At 59.3% G+C, this 22,774-nt stretch carries 19 protein-coding genes; 7 read left to right on the top strand and 12 right to left on the bottom strand.

Features of this window, described 5'->3' with window-relative positions; translation table 11 throughout:
* Nucleotides 1-17: 17 nt before the first annotated feature.
* Nucleotides 18-1,679: a SulP family inorganic anion transporter gene (locus KGA83_RS27560; RefSeq protein WP_223531335.1), complete on the bottom strand. Its 1,662-nt coding sequence runs from the start codon at nt 1,677-1,679 to the stop codon at nt 18-20.
* Between the two features lie 175 nt (nt 1,680-1,854).
* Between KGA83_RS27560 and KGA83_RS27555 the strand changes: the two genes are divergently transcribed.
* From KGA83_RS27555 to KGA83_RS27525, 7 genes are all read left to right on the top strand, one after another.
* Nucleotides 1,855-2,085 (top strand): hypothetical protein, encoded by a 231-nt coding sequence (locus KGA83_RS27555; RefSeq protein ID WP_177413253.1) that lies wholly within the window; start codon nt 1,855-1,857, stop codon nt 2,083-2,085.
* Nucleotides 2,086-2,970: 885 nt separating this feature from the next.
* The gene (locus KGA83_RS27550; protein WP_223531334.1) at nt 2,971-3,804 is read left to right on the top strand and encodes a phytanoyl-CoA dioxygenase family protein; all 834 of its coding nucleotides are present in this window, start codon (nt 2,971-2,973) and stop codon (nt 3,802-3,804) included.
* A 14-nt stretch (nt 3,805-3,818) separates the two neighbouring features.
* Entirely contained in the window at nt 3,819-4,235 is a 417-nt protein-coding gene (locus KGA83_RS27545; RefSeq protein WP_108217836.1) for a RidA family protein, read from the top strand.
* An 83-nt stretch (nt 4,236-4,318) separates the two neighbouring features.
* Nucleotides 4,319-4,615, top strand: a complete 297-nt coding sequence (locus KGA83_RS27540) for an EthD family reductase (protein ID WP_223531333.1) — start codon at nt 4,319-4,321, stop codon at nt 4,613-4,615.
* Nucleotides 4,616-4,823: 208 nt separating this feature from the next.
* The gene (locus KGA83_RS27535; RefSeq protein ID WP_223531332.1) at nt 4,824-5,504 is read left to right on the top strand and encodes a TetR/AcrR family transcriptional regulator; all 681 of its coding nucleotides are present in this window, start codon (nt 4,824-4,826) and stop codon (nt 5,502-5,504) included.
* A 316-nt stretch (nt 5,505-5,820) separates the two neighbouring features.
* A complete protein-coding gene (locus KGA83_RS27530; protein WP_108217629.1) occupies nt 5,821-7,308 on the top strand; it encodes a flavin monoamine oxidase family protein in 1,488 nt (495 codons plus the stop codon).
* Nucleotides 7,308-7,985 carry a c-type cytochrome gene (locus KGA83_RS27525; protein ID WP_108217630.1) on the top strand — a complete coding sequence of 226 codons (678 nt, stop codon included), beginning with the start codon at nt 7,308-7,310 and terminating at the stop codon, nt 7,983-7,985. The genes KGA83_RS27530 and KGA83_RS27525 overlap by 1 nt, the downstream gene beginning before the upstream one ends.
* A gap of 147 nt (nt 7,986-8,132) precedes the next feature.
* Here the strand turns inward: KGA83_RS27525 and KGA83_RS27520 are convergent, their stop codons facing one another.
* The 11 genes from KGA83_RS27520 to KGA83_RS27465 all read right to left on the bottom strand — a co-directional run bounded on the left by KGA83_RS27520 (nt 8,133) and on the right by KGA83_RS27465 (nt 22,771).
* A complete protein-coding gene (locus tag KGA83_RS27520; RefSeq protein WP_223531331.1) occupies nt 8,133-8,795 on the bottom strand; it encodes a hypothetical protein in 663 nt (220 codons plus the stop codon).
* 35 nt (nt 8,796-8,830) lie between these two features.
* The gene (locus tag KGA83_RS27515) at nt 8,831-9,487 is read right to left on the bottom strand and encodes a c-type cytochrome (RefSeq protein WP_108217632.1); all 657 of its coding nucleotides are present in this window, start codon (nt 9,485-9,487) and stop codon (nt 8,831-8,833) included.
* 9 nt (nt 9,488-9,496) lie between these two features.
* On the bottom strand, nt 9,497-10,975 hold the full coding sequence (locus KGA83_RS27510) for a flavin monoamine oxidase family protein (RefSeq protein WP_223531330.1): 1,479 nt from the start codon (nt 10,973-10,975) through the stop codon (nt 9,497-9,499).
* A gap of 114 nt (nt 10,976-11,089) precedes the next feature.
* Nucleotides 11,090-12,454, bottom strand: coding sequence for an NAD(P)/FAD-dependent oxidoreductase (locus KGA83_RS27505; protein WP_223531329.1), 1,365 nt, complete (start codon nt 12,452-12,454; stop codon nt 11,090-11,092).
* 11 nt (nt 12,455-12,465) lie between these two features.
* Nucleotides 12,466-13,704, bottom strand: a complete 1,239-nt coding sequence (locus KGA83_RS27500) for a thiolase family protein (RefSeq protein WP_108217635.1) — start codon at nt 13,702-13,704, stop codon at nt 12,466-12,468.
* Nucleotides 13,705-13,721: 17 nt separating this feature from the next.
* A complete protein-coding gene (locus KGA83_RS27495) occupies nt 13,722-15,281 on the bottom strand; it encodes an AMP-binding protein (protein ID WP_108217636.1) in 1,560 nt (519 codons plus the stop codon).
* 10 nt (nt 15,282-15,291) lie between these two features.
* On the bottom strand, nt 15,292-16,425 hold the full coding sequence (locus KGA83_RS27490; protein WP_108217637.1) for a saccharopine dehydrogenase family protein: 1,134 nt from the start codon (nt 16,423-16,425) through the stop codon (nt 15,292-15,294).
* 53 nt (nt 16,426-16,478) lie between these two features.
* The gene (locus KGA83_RS27485; RefSeq protein ID WP_223531328.1) at nt 16,479-17,984 is read right to left on the bottom strand and encodes an acyl-CoA dehydrogenase family protein; all 1,506 of its coding nucleotides are present in this window, start codon (nt 17,982-17,984) and stop codon (nt 16,479-16,481) included.
* A 244-nt stretch (nt 17,985-18,228) separates the two neighbouring features.
* Complete coding sequence (locus KGA83_RS29990) at nt 18,229-19,212, bottom strand: PAS domain-containing methyl-accepting chemotaxis protein (protein WP_317850605.1); 984 nt, start codon at nt 19,210-19,212, stop codon at nt 18,229-18,231.
* 165 nt (nt 19,213-19,377) lie between these two features.
* Entirely contained in the window at nt 19,378-20,343 is a 966-nt protein-coding gene (locus KGA83_RS27470; RefSeq protein WP_223531327.1) for a WD40/YVTN/BNR-like repeat-containing protein, read from the bottom strand.
* Nucleotides 20,344-20,356: 13 nt separating this feature from the next.
* The gene (locus tag KGA83_RS27465; RefSeq protein ID WP_223531326.1) at nt 20,357-22,771 is read right to left on the bottom strand and encodes an efflux RND transporter permease subunit; all 2,415 of its coding nucleotides are present in this window, start codon (nt 22,769-22,771) and stop codon (nt 20,357-20,359) included.
* Between the last annotated feature and the right edge of the window lie 3 nt (nt 22,772-22,774).

The raw sequence follows: 22,774 nt of genomic DNA, 5'->3' as shown, positions 1-22,774 counted from the left end.
ACACGGGCGGTAAGCCTTTAGAGGGTCGACGGACCCTCTGCAATACCGACCGCTTCAGCCAGTGCGGTGTTGAAGTCGGCGTGGTAATGCTCCGTGCCGATTTCCTGCAGGATACCCACCCTATCGAGCTTGTGGAGCACCTTCGCGTTCGCTTCGCAGAGTTTCACCACGATGTTGCGCTTGTGCAGTTGCTGAATGACTTCCTCCAGCACCTGCAAGCCAGTGATATCCATAAACGGTACACGCTTCAAGCGAATGATCAGCAGACGTGGATCGGTATGGGTCTGTGCCAAGACACGCTCGAAGGTCTCTGCCGCGCCAAAGAACAATGGCCCTTCAATCGTATAAATCAATGTCCCTGGCGGCAGACGAGTGTGCCCATTGGCCCTCAGTTCTTCTTCAAGCTCGTGCTCGACGACCTGTTGCACCTCCACAGATGAGGCCATGCGGCGCAGGAAGTGCAGCATCGCAAGAATGACGCCTATATTCACGGCGATCACCAGGTCACTGAACACTGTGAGGCTGAAGGTGATGAGCAGGATAGCTACGTCTGCGCGTGGGGCCCGCTGGATCATGCGTTTGAAGTGCTTCAACTCGCTCATGTTGTACGCGACCACGAAAAGAATGGCGGCCAGGGAGCACAGTGGGATGTTTGAGGCCAGAGGTGCCAGGAACAGAACAATAAGCACCAGGGTGACCGCGTGCGTAATGCCGGCCAGCGGGCTCGTGCCGCCATTACGGATATTGGTTGCAGTACGGGCAATGGCTCCGGTCGCTGCGAAACCGCCAAACAATGGCGTGACCAGATTAGCCACTCCCTGACCGATCAGCTCCTGATTGGAGTCGTGCTTGGTGCCTGCCATGCCATCGGCCACCATGGCGGACAGCAGTGATTCGATTGCTCCAAGCATGGCGATAGTGAACGCCGGACCAATCAAGTCGATGACGCGAGACAACGTGATTTCAGGCAGGCTCAACGCTGGAAGGCCTTGAGGTATTCCCCCAAATGCGCTGCCGATCGTGGCTACCCCCTCGAAATGAAAGGTTGACTGTATCGCTGTAGCGACCGCCATTGCGACTAATGGGCCAGGTAGCCGTTTGAGTCCGGGGACTTTGGACGCGGTGATGACCAGGAAAAGACTAAGTACCGCCAGCAGGCTCGTGGCCATGTGAAGATCCGGGAGCGCCTGGAGCAAATGCCAGAGCTTTTCATGGAAATGCTCTCCACTGATCTTCGGTAAACCGAAAAAGTCTTTCCACTGTCCGACCCAGATGATCACGCCGATGCCCGCAGTGAATCCGACTATCACCGGGTCAGGGATAAACTTGATGATTGCACCGAGGCGGGCCATCCCCAGCAATAACAGCATGGCCCCTGCCATCATCGTGGCGATTTGCAAACCGTCAACACCATGCTTGGCGGTGACCCCCGCCAAGATCACGATGAACGCACCTGTCGGCCCGGCAATCTGCAAGCGGCTTCCGCCAAAGAGTGAAACCAGCAGGCCACCGATGATTGCGGTGTAGACGCCTTGCTCAGGCTTGACGCCAGATGCAATGGCAAACGCCATGGCAAGGGGGAGCGCCACGACCCCGACGATCACGCCAGACACCAAATTGCGGAGCCAATGCTCTCGCCTCAACAACCCCGCCTTCCATGCCTCACCTATCGCAATCATGGCTAGCTCCTCAGTGGATGCATGTGCATAATATTAACATACAGTGATAATTGAAATGCCCTTGATCCACCGCTTCGTGCGGCTGGAGATGTCTATAGTGAAAGTTCAGATGGAGCTGGGCGGGCATGCACTGCAAATAGAGAATCTTGAAAGCGCGTGTAGCGTGGTGACTGACATGAATCGTAAAGCTGTGAGAAGCAAACACGCCGAAGGCGTGACCTTTGACACCCATGTGATCGCGAATCCGACCAACCCCAAGGAGTGGATCGTGTTCTTCAAGAAGGACGCCGGGAGAAGTTATTTCCTGGTTGATGACAACGAGGAAGTCGAGTCTTTCGGGCATCTGGATGACCTGATCGCCGAGCTTCGAGACTTGGGCCTCAAGACCGCTGAAATCCATTTCTAAAAATCATGGCTGATCGGTACAGGCAGATTGAACCTCGCCCTCATACCTGCCTGTTTGTTCTACATGACGGATCCGATTGAACTCGGGACCTCCGGTAAAAAAGCCGAGCAACTCAATCGCCGGTCAGATAAGCGTGCAACTACACGGGAGTGGCTGCTTCTGGCCGATTCTGTTGAAAACAGTCGGTCTGCCCAAACTCCCTGATCTTTGACTGGTGAAGACGCCTTTTTTGCACACTGCTACGTGAAATCCGAGCCCGGAAGCCTCTGCCGAAAGTAAAGATTTCAATCTCGGACGCATACTTTTCTGCTGCGCAAACCATGGTCGACTTTTCAACAGAATCGGCCAATAGCCGACGGTGACGGCAGGCAAAACTCGACCCTGATCGGCCAGTCGTGCATCGACGACATTGTGGGAAACTCCATGTTATTGAGCTCGTTTGACGACTACTCGTCCATTCATCCACGAAGGCTCTACTTCGACGGTCGTTAGAAAACAAAAAGAATTCATTAGGTTTTAATGCGGGCAAGCCTGTCCGCCCCCCTCGATATTGGCAATGCCGGTGATAGGCTGCGACGGCGCCTAACAGTACCTCTCCAGCGGCAAGGACTCGAATCTGATAGAGGCTTACGTCTCTATTGCTTCTTCTAGCGCCCCCCTTTGCGCCACGCATAGATCCTCGCCGATTGTTCGAGTGGCCTAATTGATACGGCAGCGAACCGGCAACTTTTTTGAAGGGAAAAGTTGCCCATAGCCGGCGCCATCACATCCAGGAAATTGGCACATTCGATGCCAGTTCTAATTACCGTAACGAGTGTTGCGTTAAATAGGCCTGGCTGCTAGGATCAATCTCACCTTAGTAAAATTTCGTGGGAGAAAGCCGCTATGCAAGACTCTCTGCGCAAGGCATTCCAGGAAGACGGAGCAGTCCTGATCAAAGGACTTCTGAGCGAGGAGCAACTAGCTCAGTGTCGGACTGCCTATGACTGGGCAGTCGAGAACCACGGCCCCAACGCGTTTCGAATGTTCGATGGGACCTTGCAGCAGTCGCACGTCGACAACGCCAATCCGCTCGCCAAGGAGCGCCTGGAGGAATTGGTGTCTTCCCTCCCCTTTGGCCAGTTGTTCGCACACCTCTGGGGTTCCGAAAACGTCTGGTATTTCGCCGAGGAAGTGTTCCTCAAGGCCGGCGGACGCGGTTCGCGCACACTCTGGCATCAGGACACCTCTTATTTGCCCTGGGCCGGCATGCATTGGGGCAATGCATGGATCAGCTTCGAATCCGTTCCCAAGCAGAATGCATTGGAGATCATTCGCGGCTCACACCGCGGAACGCGTTTTGATGGCACCACCTTCCTCGACCCGAACGACCCAACCCAACCCTTGCATGGAGGCGGCACGCTGCCACGCCTTCCCGATATCGAGGCTGAGCGCGAGCAGGCGCCCGATGCGTACGAAATTCTGTCGTGGGCAACGGAGCCCGGGGATGTGGTCGTGCTCCATCCCGGCTCGCTACACGGCGGCGCGCCGGTCGACGAAGTCTTCCCGGATCGCCACACCTTTGTCTTCCGCTTCTTTGGTGACGACGCAACCTTTAACCCCCTGCCGGACCACAGTGATGCGGGTTATCCGAAGGAAGGCGTTCTCTTCACCGAAGAATTGATGACCTTGAAGCCGGGAGAACCCTTCCGCCACCCCACCTTCCGCCAGCTCGTATGATCGGAGATCAAGCAATGAGTACCCAGAACCTGAAACGGCAAACCATCACCCCTCCCCAATCCCAAGTGTTCTACGATAACTATCACTTTCCGCAAGCGACGCGTGTCGGGGACATGATCTGGGTTTCCGGCCAGGTCGGAATCGACGCCACAATGACACCGGGCAACGGTATCGAAGAGCAGGCGCACCTAGCCTTCCAAGGCTTGAAAATCGCCCTTGAGGCGGCGGGCGCGACCCTGGCGGATGTTGTCGAGCTGATGACATTTCATACTGAGCTTCAAGCTGACACGCACGCATTCATCCAGGTCAAGCACCAGTACTTCCCCGACCGGTATCCGTCATGGACCGCCATCGGCATCTCGCAACTGGCCCTTCCCGGGCTTCGCGTGGAAATTCGCGCCGTTGCGGTCGTGGGTTGCGGCGAAAGCTGATTTCACAAAAACATCGCGCCTCAGGTTGCCGAGGCGCGCGTCATGCCCTCTCTACCCCATCACAACAAGAGCAAGGACTACCCATGGCTACCCTTATCGTGAGCTACCCCTTAACCGAAGATGCGAAATTCGACCGGGAGTACTACCTTTCCACCCACATCCCGCTTGCGCGCTCCGCATGGGGTGAGTTTGGACTGCAATCGGCCGAGATCCTGTTTCCGGCCGTCGGTCCGCAGCCCTTGGCAGGCCTGGTGATTCTGCGCTTCAACAATCAGACCGGAATCGATGCCGCGCTCACCTCCCCCAGGACGGCTGAGGTTCTCGGCGACGTGGCGAATTTCACCAATATCGCTCCAGTGATCTTCCGCGCGGACGACTGATGCATCGCGCGGCTCTCCCGAAGGCCGCTGATGCGCCCTTCGGGAGAGCCCCGGTATCGAGTCTTGCATGGGTGCTTTCTTCTAATAAATTCCATATGCTGAGCCGCTAATAGCAGGTTGCAGCTTTTTCATTGCAACTGTTACTCCGATCAATTGAGCCAGCGAAAATTACCCATTTCCTATGCCTGATTCACGACCCCAGCCTCCCATGAACAGAAGCTCTCAAGCGATTGATAGCGAATCCGAACCGGTCTCCCGCCGGGGTCGGCCCGTAGGCGACCACAAGGCGAAACGGGCCGAGTTGCTGGCAGCGGCGATCGCGGTGATCGCACGCGAGGGCTATGCCGGAGCTTCGATGCGCAAAGTGGCGCAGCACGCCGGGTGCACGACGGGAGCGGTGACCTACTACTTCGCAAACAAGGAGGAGATGATCACCGCTGTCGCACAGAGCCTGTTCGACCAGATCGATACTTTGCTGGAGAACAACCAGGAGCGGATCGATATCAAGGCTCTCATCGAACAATGGCTCGACTGGACGAACACCGACGAGCCGGACGCATGGCTCGCATGGCTCCAATTGCTTGGCTACGCAAGGCACGAACCGGCTTTCGCCGGCGTCATCAAGCAACGATATGCAAGGTTCCGCCAGGTATTTACATCGGTACTGGAGAGAGGGCAAAGCCAAGGCATAATCCGAGACGATATCCCCGCCGAACTGCTCGCCGATCAGCTCAGCGCGATCAGCGATGGATGGATGATGATGTTGCCGATCGAACCTGAACGGTTCGGTTCGAGCCGAGGTCAATCCCTTCTCGATGCCCTCATGACCTTGATCACTCCACCCCAACCGCAAAAACCATCTTCCAAGAGAAAGGCAGTCGCCAAGTAAAGCAGTTGACGCGCGCAGCCGAGTTGGCCTTCACGGGCAGCGCGCTTCTCCAGAATCATCAGGTCAGGGCTGCGCACCGCGCTTTCTTGCAATGGCCATTAATTGGCACCGGCTGCCATGTTCTGACCGCCCTATCCAGCAGGCCACCTGCCCTTATCATGCCGCGGCCCACCCCACCGGCGCCAAGGCCTGCGTCGTCCTCCACCCTCCTTAAAACCAAACGCCTTCTATTCTGCTTTGCACGGTTTCAAATGTGCTGTATTTTTACATAACAACTGTTATGTAAAAATACACAATAGATATGACAGAGGCGAAGATGGATTCAGATAACGATGAATTGTCGCTGCCAGCGCGCCAGCGACGCTTGCTGCTTCAGGCGATTGGAAGCGCCACCTTGATCGGAGGGATCGCGCTGAGCGGGCGGGCCACGGCTCAGGTGCTACATGCTGGCCAGGACGACATCCTTGACGTAGCCATCATCGGGGCAGGACTGGCCGGCCTGACTTCGGCGCGGGACCTGCGCCGCGCTGGCTGCGAGTCCTTCGTCGTACTTGAGGCCCGGGACCGTGTCGGTGGGCGCACCTACAACCACGACCTGGGCAAAGGCGTTGTGTCGGAAGCCGGCGGCGAGTGGATCGGCCCCGGCCAGACGGCCATCTTCGACCTGGCCCGTGAACTCGAGATCGACACCTTCCCGACCTGGTACCAGGGCAAAAACGTCTACCTGGTGGGTGACGCCAAATTCGAGCAGGACCTGACCAAAGGCCAGAACTCCAATGCCTCGATAGTCGAGAAGCTGAATGAACTGGCACGGGGAGTGCCTAGCAAGGAGCCATGGACCGCGACGGATGCGGCCGCCCTGGACAAACTGTCGGTCGGGGAGTGGCTTGCGCAGCAGGGAGTCAGCAATGAGAGCAAGCTCGGCTTCGATACCTCCATCGGCCTGACAACGGGTACCCCTCCCTCAGTCCTGGCGCTGTTGCACTACTTGTCCCTCATCAATTCCGCCGATTGCCGCATGGAAAAACTCGAGGGGTTCAAGGGCGGCGCCCAGGAAACTCGCTTCGTCGGCGGCTCACAGATCCTCAGTATCAAGATGGCGGAGGCACTGGGTGACAAGGTCAAATTGTCCTGCCCGGTGCGCAAGATCGTCGGCTGGGACCAAGATGTGGTCGAACTGCATACCGACCAGGGCGTCATTCGCGCCCGACAGGTCATTGCTGCGCTGCACCCGGCCTTGTGCAACCAGATCAGCTTCGATCCGCCCCTCCCCGACGGGCGGGCGCAGTTACAGCGCCGCTGGCCGTCCCATGCCCCCATGCGCAAGACCGTGCATGTCTACGAGCGTCCGTTCTGGCGGGACAAGGGCCTGAACGGCCAGATCACGCAAGCCGACGGACCGCTGATCCTGTCCTATGACAACTCGCCCCCGGATGGCAGCGTCGGTGTCCTCAGCGCCTTCGTCAGAAGCGGCCAATTGCCCCACGATGCCAACGCCGCCCAAAGCACCCTGTCAGCCATCTATGCGCGAGCAATGGGCGATGAGGCGCTGCACCCCATCCAGTTCCACGACCACGACTGGGGCAAAGTCGATCCCTGGACCCTCACCTGCGTTGCGTCGATACCACCCGGTTTTCTGACCAAATGGGGTCAGTACCTGAAACCGTCGGCCGGCCGTCTGATCTGGTCGGGCACTGAAACGGCCGATCTCTGGGCCAGCTCGATGGATGGTGCTATCCGTGCCGGCCACCGGGCAGCACTCGAGGCGCTCCAGGCGCTGGTTCAACGCCGGAGGCGCGTGTGATGAAGCGAGCATTTGTGATTGGGGCGGTCGTAACTGTGGCGGCCCTGGCGGTATCGAGCGTGATATATGGCCCGGAGATGGTGGCGGGCTATCGCTTCATGGACGCCCTCGACCAGCATTATGCCAACTACGAGGCCAATGGCGGTGCCTGGCCACAGATCCAGGATTCCTGCGCACTTTGCCACGGCGCCAATGGCCAGCCCCGGGACGCGCAGTATGCTTCCCTGGCCGGTCTACCCGCGCCATATATCGAAGCCCAGTTGCACGCCTTCGCCGAAGGGCGTCGACACAGCCCGCAAATGAGCCCGCTCGCGGCCAATCTGACTGCAGATCAAATCAAGTCCCTGGCGGACTATTTCGCGCGTCAGCAGCCGGAAGGGACAGAGGCCCCCAGCCGCGATGAACCGCTGGAACAACGCGGACAAGCCACAGTCGCGACCAGGGGATGCGCCGCCTGCCATGGCGAGGGTCTGTCGGGCGGCCCGCTCGCTCCCCGCATTGCGGGCCAGGGCGAACGCTACTTGATAGACCAGCTCACCGCCTTCAAACAGGGGCAACGCAAGGACCCCAGCCAGGTCATGAACGCCATGACCAGCACACTCTCGGAGGAGGAGATCAGGGCCACGGCCCACTTCCTGGCCAACCAGACGCCAACTTCGCCCCCGAGAGCCAAGTAATCCGTTGTTCGTGAAGGTGGGCATGGACGCTCACCTGCCCCACATTCCCATTCGAAAGACAGAACTCCCCCGGATCTACAGAGAGGCCGGAGTAAAAGAATGAGCCGCCAGAAAATGGCGGCTCATTCCATGCAGCTCGCAAATCGGTCAGCGGGCCTGCACAAGCGATCGAGACGAACCTCCCATCGCGCGCGCAAGCGCGCCATAGGCGTAATACAGTTGGACCATGGTGTAAGACCAAGTGGTCAAGGCAAAGGTCATGAACACCATTTTGGTGTCGTCACCCGGGATCGGGAAGAAGTCATAGACGAGAGCCACGACCAGGGCGACCGCAGCACCCACCGCCGTGGCCAGGGCGTGCAGGTTCTCTCCGGCACAAACCAGTTGCCAGGTGAAATAGGCGAGATAAATCGTGTAGCCCGACCACATGATCACATAGAAGTACGGGAGCGGCTCGCGAACGAAGTCAGCCAGAACGAGCACGAAGGTGGCAGCGAATGAAGCCGCGAATATCATGACATCCTTGGAGACCGATGGTTTGTAATTATGGGTGACCGCCATCAGGCCAAGAGTGGCAACAATTGGTACACCGAACCCGCGGGAAAAGGCATCGAGAAAGAATGAGATGCTGTAGTTAATCTTCCACTCAGTGAGGAGGTATATCAGAAGATTCGACCCGGAGAAGGCAACGATCAGCCACTCGAAACCGAGCAGATAATTCTGTTTTTTAAGAAACTTGATCCCGTAAGTCACTCCGCAAAGCACCAACAGAGCGCAAGCAAGCAACGCAAAGGTATCCCTGATTTCCATAGTAATAGCCTCTATCAAATACTGAACGTAATACGTCACTTCGCCACAGGGGCGAGCGCCGCGAGATAATGGGCAAGTGCTTTGCGATCATCCGCGGACAACGTCGTGACAATGGCGGTCATCGCGCCTGACGGATCCTTGCGGCGACCCAGCGCAAAAGCATTCAGCTGCGCCAGCAGGTAGTCATGCCCCTGCCCGGCCAACCGCGGGAATTGGTCGTGCCCCATCAGACCTTCACCATGACAAGCGGCGCAGCCCCCGCTCGCCACCAGCTTCTGGCCCTTCTCCTGCAGAGCGGGATCAGGCTTGAACGACCCGTTTTGAGCAGCAGGGTGCTTGGCGAAGTACTCCGACAGGAGCTGAATGTCAGCCTCACTCAGGCTCAATGCCAGCGGGCCCATGTTCGGGTTGGCTCGCTCGCCGCTGGCGAAGTGGCGCAACTGAGCCGCCAGGTAGGGAGCCGGCTGACCCGCGAGACTCGGGTAACCCTGATGCAGCGAGTTGCCCCGGGCGCCATGACAACCGACACATGCATCGGTCAGGCGTGGCCACGGCCCACCATCAGTCTGCCGCGCCTCGCTGGACGTGCTGATGTGAGTCAGCAGGCGATAAAGATCGAGCAGGTCCCTGCCGTAAACAGTCAGCAGGCCGGCAACGACCGTAACAAATCCCAGCAAAATCCACTTCTTCATATTCACCTCCTATGCCCGACGCAGGGCGTTAAGGGCCTGCAGGGCACTCTGGTGGCCCGAGCGTACGGCGCCATCCATGTAGCCGGCCCAGATATCGGCGGTCTCGGTACCGGACCAGATCAGGTTGCCGCAGGCCGGTCGCAGCGCCTCGCCATGGGTGGTCCAGAATCCCGGAGGTATGGCCGAAATGCAGGTGATCGACCAAGGATCGTCACGCCCCCAATCCTGATCGTGATAGGCCACGGGCTGCAGCGCTTTGTCCCCCCAGGCGCGCGCGTAGAGTTCCGTCAGGATGTGCTTCGCCGTTGCAGGGTCCGAGGGCAGATTGGCGTTGGAGATGAAGGCGTTGATGACGCCCACGTCCCCATTGGGTGGCGAGTTATCCCAGGCCCAGATAATGGGACCGTTGAGCATGATGATGTGCCCATTCAGGCCCTTGTCGCGCCAGAACGGCCGGGAATACACCATGGCCGTCTTGCGCGCCGGGGAGTGCGCTGGCCAGGCACGCTGCAGAGCGGCACGCGCTGGCGGCAGGGGCGGATCGAACTGCACCTGGTTGCAGAGGGCTGGATGGATGGCCACGATAACCTTGCGCGCACGCACCAGCCCCTGGTCCGTGTGTAGCGTGACGACCTCGCGATCCCAGTCGGCAATCCTGCGGACCGGGCACTGCAAGCGCACCTTGTCCCCCAGTTGCCCGGCCATTCTGGTGCTGAGAATCTGCGAGCCGCCGACAAACCGAGTACCTTGGGCGCTGTCCTTGATCGAGTCGAGCTTTTCGTAATCACAGCTGGCTGAGTTGATCATGGACAGGAAATGCAAGAGCCCCATTTTGGCCGGGGTTACACCTCCGCTCAGCGTCATGCTGGCATCCCAGCCTGGCTGATCCTCGGGTTTGATGTTTTGCCGGGCCAGCCAATCGCCAACCGAAAGCTTGTCCAGCTCCGCTGCCTTCGGCGAATTCCAGGGCGCCCCCGAGGGCACATCGCGCGAAAGCTCGCTGAGCTTTCCAGCGACGGTCATATCAGTGCCGAAGGTTCCCTTGAGATCGACCTCAAGGCGGCCGTCGCCGCCGAGAATGACTGTGCTGCCTTCGTAGAAGCTCGGGAAGGTTCCCACCTCCAGCTGCCGCGCGAGATCCTCGACAGCGGTCTGGCCCGGTCCGATCCACTGGCCACCGACCTCGGAAACATGGCCGTTGCCCATGTCGAAATTGAGGGTTCGACCTCCCACGCGGTCCCGTGCCTCGAGGACCACGAAGGACTGGCTGCCGGCCAGCTGCAGGTCCCGGGCGGCAGTCAATCCAGCCAGGCCGGCGCCTATGATGGCGACATCCAGAACATCGCCCGCCTCGCCAGTGGCTGCACCGGCATGCGCCAGCCCCACGTTCAGGCCGAAACCTCCTACGGCCACGGAGGCTCCGGCGAGTTTCAGAAATTGTCTACGTTTTGAATCGAGTCCGGTATCGGAGGTAGGCCTCTTGGCCATGGCTAATGCCTCGCGCAGCGGTTAATCGAGATCACTGACCAACAGGTATTTCGCTGCGCAACATTGGCGAAGCGAACATGATCAGTCACATGGGAAACATCAGAACAACGATGATCAGCTGCGCCGCTGCAGGGCCCTCCAGTTCGTCCACTCATCAAGCGCTTTGGCCGCCACAAGGCCAACATTCATGGCGCACCACTGCATGGGTTCGGGAAGCATTGAAGGCGTCTTGTGGTGCAACGCCTCCATTAGCGGATTCTCGACACCACCGATTCGCTCGGCGAGTAGCAGCCCCATGAGCGATTGGGTAGCAACACCGTGTCCCGCACACCCAGCCGTGTAGAGGATGTTTTGCTGGGCCCCGGTTGCGCCCACCACCGGCAGAGCGTCGTACGCCATGCTGACGTAACCGCTCCAGCAAGATTGGATGCCAAGGCCGCGCAGGGTCGGGAAGCGCTCGTGCAGCGCCTGCCCCAATGCGCGATAGGCGCTGGCGTCCGGCACGTTGGGCGTCTTCGAGCCATAGACGTAACTGAGCTGCTTGGTGGTCAGCACCAGCGTGTTACGTGCAGTCAGGCGGTGACTCTCCATGGTTATATGCGGCGTCACAATGCCTTCGCGTCCTCGCCAGCCGAGCGACGACAACTGCGTCGCGGACAGCGGCCGGGTTTCGATCGCAGAAACCCGGAACGGCGCGACCTTATTGCGCAGCAGGCCCAGTTGTGGGGTAAAGGCGTTGGTGGCCAGCACCATGATTGGCGCACTCGCGCTACCGTGCGAGGTCTTGCAGGTGATGGTTCGCCCCTCGCTATAGGACAGCAGCGGAGTTTGCTCGTACAGCTTCACGCCCGCCTGAATCGCTGCACGGCGCAGCCCCAGTACGTATTTGCCCGGATCCAGCGTGCCGCCGCGCTGGGTGCAACCGAACAGGAAGGCTGGCGGAATCCCGCGTGCACGCATCTCGGCCTGATCCACGAAGCGCGTGACCGAACCCAGATCGAGCCCGACTTCCATGCTCTTGCGCAGTCGCTTTTCCTGAGAGGGATGAACGACGGCGCGGATGAGCCCGGAAGGGTTGTAGTCGCAGTCGATGCCCAGCTCGATCAACCGCTTTTCCACATAGGGGACGCCTGCATCGTAGAAACGGACGATCTGCTTCGCCCGCTCGCGCCCCACTCGACTGACGAACAATTCGAACTCAAGCCCCATGCTGCCGGCAAGGTAGCCCGCATTGCGCCCACTGGCGCCAAAGCCGGCAAATTCTTGCTCGAGGACGATGACTTTGGCCCCGCGAGCCGTCAGCTCCAATGCGGTGGACAATCCAGCGAAGCCGGCACCGACCACTATCACGTCGGCACTGACATCGTCCTGTAGCTGCGGTTGCAGATCGTCCGGCTTATCCATCCACCCACCGAAGCGTCGAAACTGCCCCGGATCGGTAAGGGTTATTTGGTTTTCGTTGCGATGGTGGGTAGACATGGCGAGTTCTCCTAACGACTCAGAATATGGACAGCCACAGCGCCTTCCTCGATGCCGATCAGTCCCCCTCCGTTTTCCTGGATCGCATGGCGTGCGCCCTGGACCTGGCGAGCCCCTGCTTCGCCCCGCAGTTGGGTGGTCAGCTCGAACAACTGGCCAATGCCCGTTGCGCCGAGCGGGTGACCTTTGGATTCCAGGCCGCCAGAGGGATTGATCGGTATCCGACCGCCCACGGTGAAATCACCGCGCTCGGCACAGATCCCGCCTTGCCCCAGGGGCGCCAGGCCGAGATTTTCCGATTGAATGATCTCGCCCATCGCGGAGGCGTCATGGACCTCGGCGACATGCATGTCCTGCGGGCCTAGCCCGGCGATCTCGTAGGCCTGAAGCGCGGCCAGGTGACTGACATGCTTCTCAGGTTCGGCCATGTCGCGCAGGGTGAAACTGCGAATCACGCTGGCGGCGATCCGCACGCAACGTTTGGGGTCGGCACCTATGCGCTTCAGGCCCGCCTCGGTGCAGATGATCGCGGCTGCAGCGCCGTCGGTCATCGGGGCGCACATCGGCAGGGTGATCGGATAGGTGATCGGCGGCGCGGCCAGCACCTCTTCGATGGTGAAGGGCTTGCGAAACTGCGAATAGGGGTTGTGCACCGAGTGATTGTGGTTCTTGGCGCACACCGCGGCGATCTGGCGCTGGGTGGTGCCGTAGGTCTTCATGTGCCAACGGCACATGGCCGCGTAGATGGCCATGAACTTGCTGTACGGCCGATCGGACTCGGAGCCCGCCGGAAGGACGATGCCCTCCCCCATCCTCACTAGCGTCGCGTAGTTCTCCTCGGCGGTGGAGACGTCCCAGCCAGCCTCGAACAGGGAAAGGGTTTTCATCTTGTCGGGTACGACCATCTTCTCGGCGCCCAGGGCCAGCGCCACGTCGGTGGCGCCGGCGCGCAGGCTCTGCACCGCCAGATGAACGGCGGTACTGCCCGAGGCGCAAGCGTTTTCGACGTTGTAGATCGGCACCCCTTCAATGCCGATCTTGCTGCACACCACCTGCCCGGGGATCGACAGTTGCCCCTGCAATTGGCCGTTGGTGATGCCGGCGTAGAAGACGGCACCGATATCGGAGCGCTGGGCGCGGGCATCCGCCAGCGCACCATTGAGTGCCTCCAGGGCCATGTCCTGGAGGCTGCGGTCCGGATGGCGCCCGAACTCGGTCATGGCGATGCCGGCAATATAGATTGGTTCCATCAGAGGACTCCTGGACTTCAGATTTGCCGTTTGGCGTCTTGCCAATAACGGGCACGCAGGTCTTTCTTCAGCACCTTGCCGACCGGGCTGCGCGGGAGGGACAGCACTATGTCCACCGTCTTGGGTGCCTTCACCGAGCCCAGCTGTTCCTTGCACAGGGCAATCAGCGTTTGCGCGTCGACGGTTTGACCCTCGTTCAACTCGATGACGGCCTTGACCGCCTCGCCCCACGTCTCGTCCGGCACACCGATCACTGCACAGTCGCGCACAGCGGGATGCCCCCAGATCACCTGCTCGACCTCGCTCGGATAGACGTTAAAGCCACCCGAAATGATCATGTCCTTCTTGCGGTCGGTGATATGCAGATAGCCATCAGCGTCGAGATGACCGATATCGCCGGTATGCAGCCAGCCATCGATGATGGCTTCGGCGGTCTTCTGCGGATCCTTGTAATAGCCTTTCATGATGAGATCGCCGCGTACGCAGATCTCACCGGTTTCTCCCTGCGGCAGAATCACGTTGTCGTCGTTCATGATCTCGACGCGAACCAGGGGATTGGGTCGGCCGACGGAGGACAGCCGCTCATCACCCGCAACATGTCCATCTACAAAGTGCTCGCCCGGTGTCAGATGCGCGATGGCGCCTGGTGCTTCGGTCTGCCCGTAGCCTTCCATCATGACTGGCCCGAAGACCTCGATCGCCTGGCGCAGCTTCTCGACCGACATCGGCGCCGCACCGTAGAGGAAGTAGCGTAGTGACGAGAAGTCGACCTTCTTGTTCAGATCGGGAATGTCGAGCAGCCGATAGATGACGGTCGGCGGCAGGAAGAATTCCGTCACCTTGTACTGCGCGATTGCTGCGAGCAGCTGTTGCGGTTCCGGCTTGGTGATCACGACAACCGTACCGCCCCTGGCCGTGCAGGGCATGGACAGCATGCCGGCGGTGTGGGTCATCGGCGCCGCCGCCAGATTCACCGGCCTGGCGTTGGCCGGATAAGGGGTATTGATCATGAAGTGCGCAAAGCTGGTCTGCACGCTGCGATGCGTGTTCATGACGCCCTTGGGCAAGCCCGTCGTACCGCCCGTGGGACCAACCCAGATTACGTCTTCCGGATCAACGTCCACCTGCGGGTCGGTTGCCGGCTGCTGCGCGACGAAGTGCTGAAGAGACTCGGCACCTTCCACCTCGCCGTCGATGCAGATCCACCGGCGTATCTTGGGCAGCTGCGGCCGCAGGGCAACAATCACCTCGGTAAACTCGCGCTGAAAGAACAGGATCTCGCAGTCGAAGGCGTCCAGCACGTAACGGTTTTCCTCGGGCGCGTTGCGCGCGCCCACCGGAATCCAGCACAGATTGGCGCGCCACAGGCCCAGCGCACAGAGCCAGGCCGTCACATCGTTGGCCGCCCAGACCGCGCCCTTGACTCCGGACGCGAACCCCTGCGTGAGGAGCGCGTTGGCGATGCGGCAGGACAGTTCCCCCGCTTCAGTAAAGGTCGTGACCTTGCCGTCCTGGATGTATGCCGCGCCGTGCGGATTGATCCGCCAGCCACGATCGAAAAAATCAATAATCGCCATCTTCGTCACTTCACAGTTGGGTAATGGTGGCGCGTGCCAGGCCGCGCTGCTCGAGGAAGCCGAGCATGTAGCGGTGACCGAATGCCTTGGAGGACGAGGCGAAACCCACCTTGGCGACGTCGTTGTCCAGCAGCTTGGCCACTGCCGCCGCTTGCAGGGCGCCGGTGGCGATGTAGGGGGTGATGCCGTGCACGGTCGCACGGACTGCCGCCAGTTGACCGCGGCCGATCGCGAAGTCCACTGTGCGCTGCAGGGTGCTGCGCTCACGAGGCGGCATGCTCGGCGTGGTCGAATCCACCAGACTCTGGATCACCTCATCCTGCTGTTCTTTCGGCAGGTGCTTGTATTCGGCTTCCCACTTCTGCCCCAGCGCGTGGACGCTCTTCATCACAGGGTTGTCGTAGAAGCCGACGCAGGACATGCAGCTGCGCACACGCGCATCCTGCTCGAAATACACTGGCAGCGAGGTTCCGCCCCAGGGCAGGCAGAACACCGATTCCATCAGATTGGGGCAAACGATGTTGAAGCTGGCGTTGGGCGCATAGGGAACCAGCGCCTTGTCCCACAGATAGGAGCCCTGATGGCGAAATCCTTCGAAGATGGTGGCGGTGGAGCCCACGGTCACACCGGCGGCACCGACACGCGGCCCACGGGTCAGAGTCGCGGTTTCCAGGGAGTCCACGCCGGGGGTTTCCAGGGCCAGCTCGGCAGCGATCTCGGCGAAGGTGTACATGTAGGCGAGCGACGGCGACAGCAGCAGGCCGGCCTGGCGGAACAACTCGCCGAACTCATCACGCAGTGCACGAATGTGCTCCTGCTCACCGGCAGGGTCCAGGTAGTGACAGCCCGCCTTGAGCGCGGCCTCGACCGTCACCTTGCCGAAATTGACGAACGGGCCGACGGTGTTGCAGACCACGCGCGCGCCCTTGAACACCTTTACAAGCGCTTCGACCTCGTGCGGGCACTCGATGATTTCATATTTGGCAGACTCCAGGCCGACGACGCGTTGCGCCATCATTTCCTGGGCACGACCGGCGTTGCGCGCCACAGCAGTGAAAGGAATGTTCTGGTCGATCAGCCAGTCCATGGTCAGCATGCCGGTGTAACCACTGGCGCCATAGACAACGACAGGATATTTGGCCATCTCGTGTTCCTCGCTTTCTTATTGGATGATTTTTGTTGGGTGTTTTGGTCGGCTCAGCCCTGGGCCCAACCTTCGGCATAGAGCTGCTGGGCCAGCAGCCCCAGGCGCATGGTCAGGACACGGTTTTCCCCGTCCTCGATCAAAGCGGCCTGTGTGTCTCGCAACAGCTTTTCGATCGGGTATTCGCGCGTGGTCCCGTTACCCCCGAACAAGCGGAAGGCTTCCTCGACAACGGCCAACGCCTCTTCAGTCACCGTGACCTTGGCGGAGGCAGTGGCGTAAGGGTGGGTTTGCGGCGACAGACGAGCAAAGCTCAGCGAACGACGAGCCACGGCGCGGGCGATCTCTACGCGGCGCAGCATTTCGCCCAGACGCAGGCGCGTCATCTGGTGGTCAATCAACATCCGACCGCCCTGGCGACGCTCATGGCAGTATTGCAGCGCATACTCGAAGGCTGCCCGAGCGACGCCTGTGAAGACTTGGCTCATGTGAGTACCGGCATAGGACCAGGACGAGCTGACGGCGCCGTAGTAGGCATCCCGCTCGGCGATGGCAAAGCGCCGAGGTACCCGCACACTGTCAAAATAGATCTCACCCTGAGGCAAGGAACGCTGCCCGATCTTGTCCAGCGGCTTGCCCTTGGAAACCCCCTTGAGGTCCAGCGGGATGACCACGGCGATGCCATGGGGCAGTCCGTTGCTATCGAAAAAGCCGTCACCGTAGTCGGCGCACATCAGGCCAAAAGCGACCTGCGCTACTGCGCCATTGGACACCCAGGCCGAGCTCTGTCCATTGATGATGATCTCGTCGCCGACGACCTTTGCAGTCAGGTTGCCGATGTTAGCCTGCTGCCCCGCAGGCCAATCGCGCGCTATATCGAAGAGTTGATTGTCGCTCCCTCGATCAGGCTGGGTGGCCATCCAGCAACCGATTCGGCCCTGACAAAGCTCCACCAGTTCAGCATTGCCGGCAGCGGCCGCCATCTGTAGCGGGAAACCGGCACAGCCGAGAGAAACCGCCAGACCTGCATCACCCCAGCCAAGCTCTTCACCAATCAGGGATTCGATCCGCACCGCCATTTCCGGCGGCAGCTCCGCCAGCAGCGCGGGATCCAATCCCAGCTTGGCGTACTCACTGAAGAGTGAGTAATAAGGCGAGCCAGGAGCGATGACCTCCTCCGCTTTCATCCGGTCCAGTTCCCGACCCAGCGGCCGCAGCACCTCCTTAGAGAAACGGTGTACCGAGGCCTGGATCGCTGCTTCCTCTTCGCTCAGGGGGGGCTCGAAACCGGACAATCCGGCAGCCGGCAACGTCATGGTGGGTTTGAGCGTAATCATCAGAGCACCCTCGCCGGAACCGGCACGCAAGTCATTGGCTGGCGACCGCCCAGGCAGTTGAGTTCGATAGTGGATGGGGCCTTTGGCGTTTCGCCCAGAAAGCCTCTGGCAACGGCCAAGCCGTTGTTCGGACAGGAACCAGCCTTGGAATTTTTCATGTTCGACCTCCTGGGGGCCTTTTGTTGTTTTGTCGACTTTAACAAGGAGTTTTATTTTACGCAACGACTGTTATGTTAATAATAATCGCGCACAAGACTTTCCCTGAAAGCGAGCCCTTATGGTTCGCCAGTCGTTCAACCGGGAGATGGAAGACCCAGCGCAGGCACCACCTGACAACAGGCCAAAAAGTACGAGGTGCCCTGCTCATCCAGAGGGTTCCTGACATGCAGGTCGTGGGAGCAACGGACACTTGTGCACAGATAAATCCGCTATGCAGGGTGCCCCGACAGGACACCCTCTCAGATGGCTAACGCGCCTTTGAAGAGAGCATTTCCTGAATCGTCTGAGTGGCTTCTCGAGTTCTGCCCGCGAGCTTCTTCACTTCATCTGCCACTACGGAAAATCCGCGTCCCGCATCACCGGCTCGTGCCGCTTCGATTGCTGCATTGAGGGCGAGCATGTTGATCTGGTCAGTGATGCTCTTGATCACGTTCACGATCTGCGAAATCTGTTCGTAAGTCGCCTGCATGCCAGCCAACTCGCGCGCGCGTATCGTTTGGGCAAGCTTTTCGTCCGAGATATCACGTACTGCCCCGATGATGCGGCGGAGCCTGCCACTGCGATCCATCACGCCCTGGCCCCTTTCGCGGTACCAGATCTCGCCTTTGAATTTGTGCCTCATTCGGTACTCGACCGTATAACCTGAGGAAGGGTCTGCGGCATTGAGGTATTGCGTCACCACCTTCACGACATGCTTCAGATCATCCGGATGGACGATTGAAAAGTACCCCTCCCAATCATCCTTGAAATCCTGTTCCGAGTAGCCCACGAGTTCGCGGAACTGCTTCGACCAGCGAAGCTGGTTTTCAGGGTGATCCGGATTTCCGTCAACGATAAACAGCTCCCAGCAAACCTCTGTGAGCGCATTCTTGGTCACTTCCCAGACCTGTTCCTTTTCCCTGCATGAAACCAACTGCTCATTCAGATCGGACAGCTTCAGGTTGCTCTCCTTGATCTCACATTGAAGCTCGTGCATTTCATCCCGAGCGGCTTGCAGAGAGCTTTTCAGATCACTGACCAGGGCACTTTCAGAGTCATCTGGTCTCTGACCAGCACTGTTATGCTCCTGATGGTTGAGCCGCTGCTCCAGCCCATCGAAGCTGTCAGCCAACCATGGATATTTGTTGATCAAACCCCCTTGGAAATGGGGGGCTGGCTGACCACTCAACAGCGACGATATTCGCGAGCTGACCTCTTCAGCCAGACGCTTGAGCTTTCTTCCGGAAAACATGGGTCCTCCTTAAAAACAGTCGAATTCATGATTGGCTGATTTCAAAAAAAAGGGACCGGACGCCGGATCCGACGAGGTCCCTCAAAGGGAGGAATCAAAATCAGCTAAGGGGTCAAAGAACAGAGTCAACAACTCGCCGTTCCAGCGACGTCTCGAGAGATGCCTTTACTTGATTTGTACCGGCACCACACCACGTCGAGAAAACAGAACGGGATAGTCATTGCCGCTGAGTAATGCAGCCGTCAGCGAAACGCCATCGGACGTCTTCTGCTCCTGGAAACTCCCTCCTCCATCACTGCTGCGTACCATCAGCCCATCCAGACCGACCACGACTACCTGCTCTCCTGACACCGCGATGGCCGTGATCGAACTCTTGCTCTCCAAGGGCACGCGTTGCCAAACCTGTCCGTCCGCGGTGCCATGCAGCAGTGTGCCGCGTTGGCCACCGACCAGCAGGGTGCCATCGGCCAACACGGCTCCCGACCAAAGCGTGCCCTCATAGCCGGTATCCAGATAGCTCCAGCTTTTCCCAAAGTCATCGGAACGCAACACCTGGCCTCGTTCGGCAGCGGCATACACGCTGCCGCGAGCGTCGACGAAAAGCCCCATCAAGTTGAGATCGGCACGGCTAGATCCTGGTGGAGCTTTAAGCTTCTGCTCATCCCAGGTTTTTCCGCCGTCATCGGTCGTCAACACCAGTGACCAAAGGCCGACGGCGACACCTTGTTCGGCGTTGAAAAAATGCACAGCGAACAGTGGCCGATCCTCATTGCTGGACAGTCGTTGAATCTGCCAGGAGTCACCGCCGTCGTTGCTGGCCAGAATTGCCCCCCAGTGACCAACCGCCCAACCTTGCCTGGAATCGACGAATGAAACACCGGTCAGTGGCGAGGACAACGGTACCGAGCTTGCCTGATGGAAGCTTTTCCCTTGATCATCGGAAAGCAACACCATGCCATGATCGCCAACGGCGACCACACGATCCTTTGCCCATGCGGCATCCAGCAAGGTGGCCTGCGTGGCGTTGCTCGAAGGGACTGCCGGCACAGCTTCCAGTGCAGATGCCTGAAGTGTGAACAGTGGCAGCACCGCAGCGAGTAAAGTCCCCGCGAATGAAATCATGTATCGCATGTTGCTTTTCTCCTCAGTGCGCCAGTGCGCCGACCATGCGCACAGGGCGCTTACGCGGGAACACCCGCTCGAGCCAGACTGCGAAAGCCGGTAACACGGTCATGGCCATGACCATGTTGACCATGAACATGAAGGCGAGCAGCTTGCCCATATCGGCCTGGAACTTGAGGTCGGAGAACGCCCAGGTGGCGACGCCGACTGCCAGAGTAATTGCGGTAAAGATGGTTGCCACACCGACTTCGAGCAAGGCGTGCTCGACAGCCTTGTCGATCGGCAGGCCCAGGGACTGATGCAGTTGCATGCGGTTGTAGATGTAGAAGGCGTAGTCCACACCGATGCCAACCGCCAATACCATCACGGGCAGCGTCGCGATAGTCAGACCGATCTGTAGTTCCTTCATGAACCAATAGCCAATAAAGGTGCCAATGGTCAGAGGAAGGCAGCACACCAGCACAGCGCGCAGATCCCGATAAACGACAAACACCAGCAGCGCGATTGCGGCATAGACATACAGCATCATTGGCGTCTCACTTTTTTCAACTTCGTCGTTGATGGCTGCGATCACCCCCGCATTGCCCGAGGCCAGTCGCACCGTCACCCCTGGCATCGGGAATTCGCGACGAAAGGCCTTGGCAGCTTCGATCACCTTGTTGATAGTCGTTGCCTTGTGGTCCGCCAGATACAGGTGTACGGCGGCCATGCTGCAGTCAGAACGCATGATTCCCGGAATACGAGCCACTTCGGTAGCCAACGAGGAGTAGTTCGCCGGATCGATGGGCACCGCATTCATTTTCGGATTGCCCTCGTTATAACCCTCGTTGAACTGGCGCATGCTGGTGGAAAATGCGGCAACCGACACCACTCCGGGTACGCCTTCCATTGCCCACACAAAGCGATCCTGGTACTGACCCAAGGCGACCTCTTCGCAGGCGACTGAAGCGCCTTCACCAGACTTGCCCGGATTGACCTCGAAGACGACGCTTAGCCAATCCAGGCCAATGTCGTAGTTGCTGGCGATGGCTACTGCATCACGGTTGAAGCGAGAATCCTCACGCAATTCCGGTGCACCTGCCTGCAGGGAGCCAACGACTCGGTCATGGCTTTGCCAGACCGCCGCGAGAAAGACGAGCAAAGCAACACAAAGCACCCATTTGGCATTACGCCATTCGGTGAGCCTGACCAGTCCATGCAACCAACGGGCACGGCGTTGACGGGAGGTCTCCTCGGTCGCGGCGTAGTCACCGTCGACCCGCAGCATCGACGCCACCAGCGGCAACATCACCAGATTGGTGATGATCTTGAAGGACACACCGAGCGACGCGGTGATGGCCAACTCGCGTACCATCGGAATCGGGATCAGCACCAACGTTACAAAGGAAACAAAAGCGGTCACCAGTGCCAGCGTGCCGGGGATCAGCAAACCGCTGAAGCTGGAACGCGCCGCCTCCTCGACGCACTTGCCATGGGCGATTTCCCGCACGATGAAATTTATCTGCTGCACGCCATGGGACACGCCGATGGCGAACACCAGAAAGGGCACCAACACGGCAAGCGGGTCGAGGCCATAGCCAAGCAACCTTAGACTGCCAAACTGCCAGACCAGCGACGCCAATGAACACCCCAGTGCCAGCAGAGTGAAACGTACGGAGTGGCAGTACCAGTACACCGCAGCGGCCGTCAGCAGCAATGCCAGCAGGCAAAACTCCAATACTGCAGACGCGCCATCGGCAATATCGCCGATCTGCTTCGCAAAGCCGATGATCTGAATTTCGAAATCACCGTCCTCGAACTGCTGACGAATTTGCTTTTCCAGGACCTGGTTGTAGGCCACATAGTCCAGACGCGCGCCAGTGGCATCAAACTCGTTGAGTTCGACGGTGATCATCGCGCTGCTCTGATCCCGCGAGACCAGCGTGCCGATAAAGCCACCCTGAGCCGTCGAATCGGCGATCCTGGCAATGGTTTCATCATCGAGGCGTTCGGGGGTTACCGTACCCGGTACAAGTGGATCTGCACGGAAGCCCTCCTCGGTTATCTCGTTGACGAAAGCGTTCGGCGTCCACAACGAACGCACGCTGCTACGCGAAACATTGGGTAGAAAGGTGACTGCCTGAGTGACGTCATACAGACGCTTGAGAGCCGTCTCGCTCCAGATCTTGCCTGCGCGAGCCTTGACCACGATGGTCAGGCGATTCGCCCCCAACAGGTCATTGCGGTACGCCTCGAACGTTTCTACATATTCATGGCCGATGGGCAGCTGCTTTTCAAAGCCGGCGTCCATACGCAACTGAACAGCAAACCAGGCCATGATCAGAGTGAAGATGACCAGACTCGCCAGTACTGGCCGGCGATGCCCGAAAAGCCAGCTTTCGATGCGAGGCAGCACGCCACGCCCCCGTTTGACGGGCACTTTTACAGAAGTATTCACGAC

The sequence above is a fragment of the Pseudomonas sp. GL-R-19 genome (assembly GCF_019956375.1).
In the GTDB taxonomy this organism is placed as follows: domain Bacteria; phylum Pseudomonadota; class Gammaproteobacteria; order Pseudomonadales; family Pseudomonadaceae; genus Aquipseudomonas.
Note: the sequence above shows the minus strand (reverse complement) of the source record. Positions and strands in the feature narration are given on the sequence as shown.

Bases quoted from the DNA above. Each gene is read 5' to 3' on its own strand.
- KGA83_RS27560 (WP_223531335.1), bottom strand. From the start codon at position 1,679: ATGATTGCGATAGGTGAGGCATGGAAGGCGGGGTTGTTGAGGCGAGAG.
- KGA83_RS27555 (WP_177413253.1), top strand. From the start codon at position 1,855: ATGAATCGTAAAGCTGTGAGAAGCAAACACGCCGAAGGCGTGACCTTT.
- KGA83_RS27550 (WP_223531334.1), top strand. From the start codon at position 2,971: ATGCAAGACTCTCTGCGCAAGGCATTCCAGGAAGACGGAGCAGTCCTG.
- KGA83_RS27545 (WP_108217836.1), top strand. From the start codon at position 3,819: ATGAGTACCCAGAACCTGAAACGGCAAACCATCACCCCTCCCCAATCC.
- KGA83_RS27540 (WP_223531333.1), top strand. From the start codon at position 4,319: ATGGCTACCCTTATCGTGAGCTACCCCTTAACCGAAGATGCGAAATTC.
- KGA83_RS27535 (WP_223531332.1), top strand. From the start codon at position 4,824: ATGAACAGAAGCTCTCAAGCGATTGATAGCGAATCCGAACCGGTCTCC.
- KGA83_RS27530 (WP_108217629.1), top strand. From the start codon at position 5,821: ATGGATTCAGATAACGATGAATTGTCGCTGCCAGCGCGCCAGCGACGC.
- KGA83_RS27525 (WP_108217630.1), top strand. From the start codon at position 7,308: ATGAAGCGAGCATTTGTGATTGGGGCGGTCGTAACTGTGGCGGCCCTG.
- KGA83_RS27520 (WP_223531331.1), bottom strand. From the start codon at position 8,795: ATGGAAATCAGGGATACCTTTGCGTTGCTTGCTTGCGCTCTGTTGGTG.
- KGA83_RS27515 (WP_108217632.1), bottom strand. From the start codon at position 9,487: ATGAAGAAGTGGATTTTGCTGGGATTTGTTACGGTCGTTGCCGGCCTG.
- KGA83_RS27510 (WP_223531330.1), bottom strand. From the start codon at position 10,975: ATGGCCAAGAGGCCTACCTCCGATACCGGACTCGATTCAAAACGTAGA.
- KGA83_RS27505 (WP_223531329.1), bottom strand. From the start codon at position 12,454: ATGTCTACCCACCATCGCAACGAAAACCAAATAACCCTTACCGATCCG.
- KGA83_RS27500 (WP_108217635.1), bottom strand. From the start codon at position 13,704: ATGGAACCAATCTATATTGCCGGCATCGCCATGACCGAGTTCGGGCGC.
- KGA83_RS27495 (WP_108217636.1), bottom strand. From the start codon at position 15,281: ATGGCGATTATTGATTTTTTCGATCGTGGCTGGCGGATCAATCCGCAC.
- KGA83_RS27490 (WP_108217637.1), bottom strand. From the start codon at position 16,425: ATGGCCAAATATCCTGTCGTTGTCTATGGCGCCAGTGGTTACACCGGC.
- KGA83_RS29990 (WP_317850605.1), bottom strand. From the start codon at position 19,212: ATGTTTTCCGGAAGAAAGCTCAAGCGTCTGGCTGAAGAGGTCAGCTCG.
- KGA83_RS27470 (WP_223531327.1), bottom strand. From the start codon at position 20,343: ATGCGATACATGATTTCATTCGCGGGGACTTTACTCGCTGCGGTGCTG.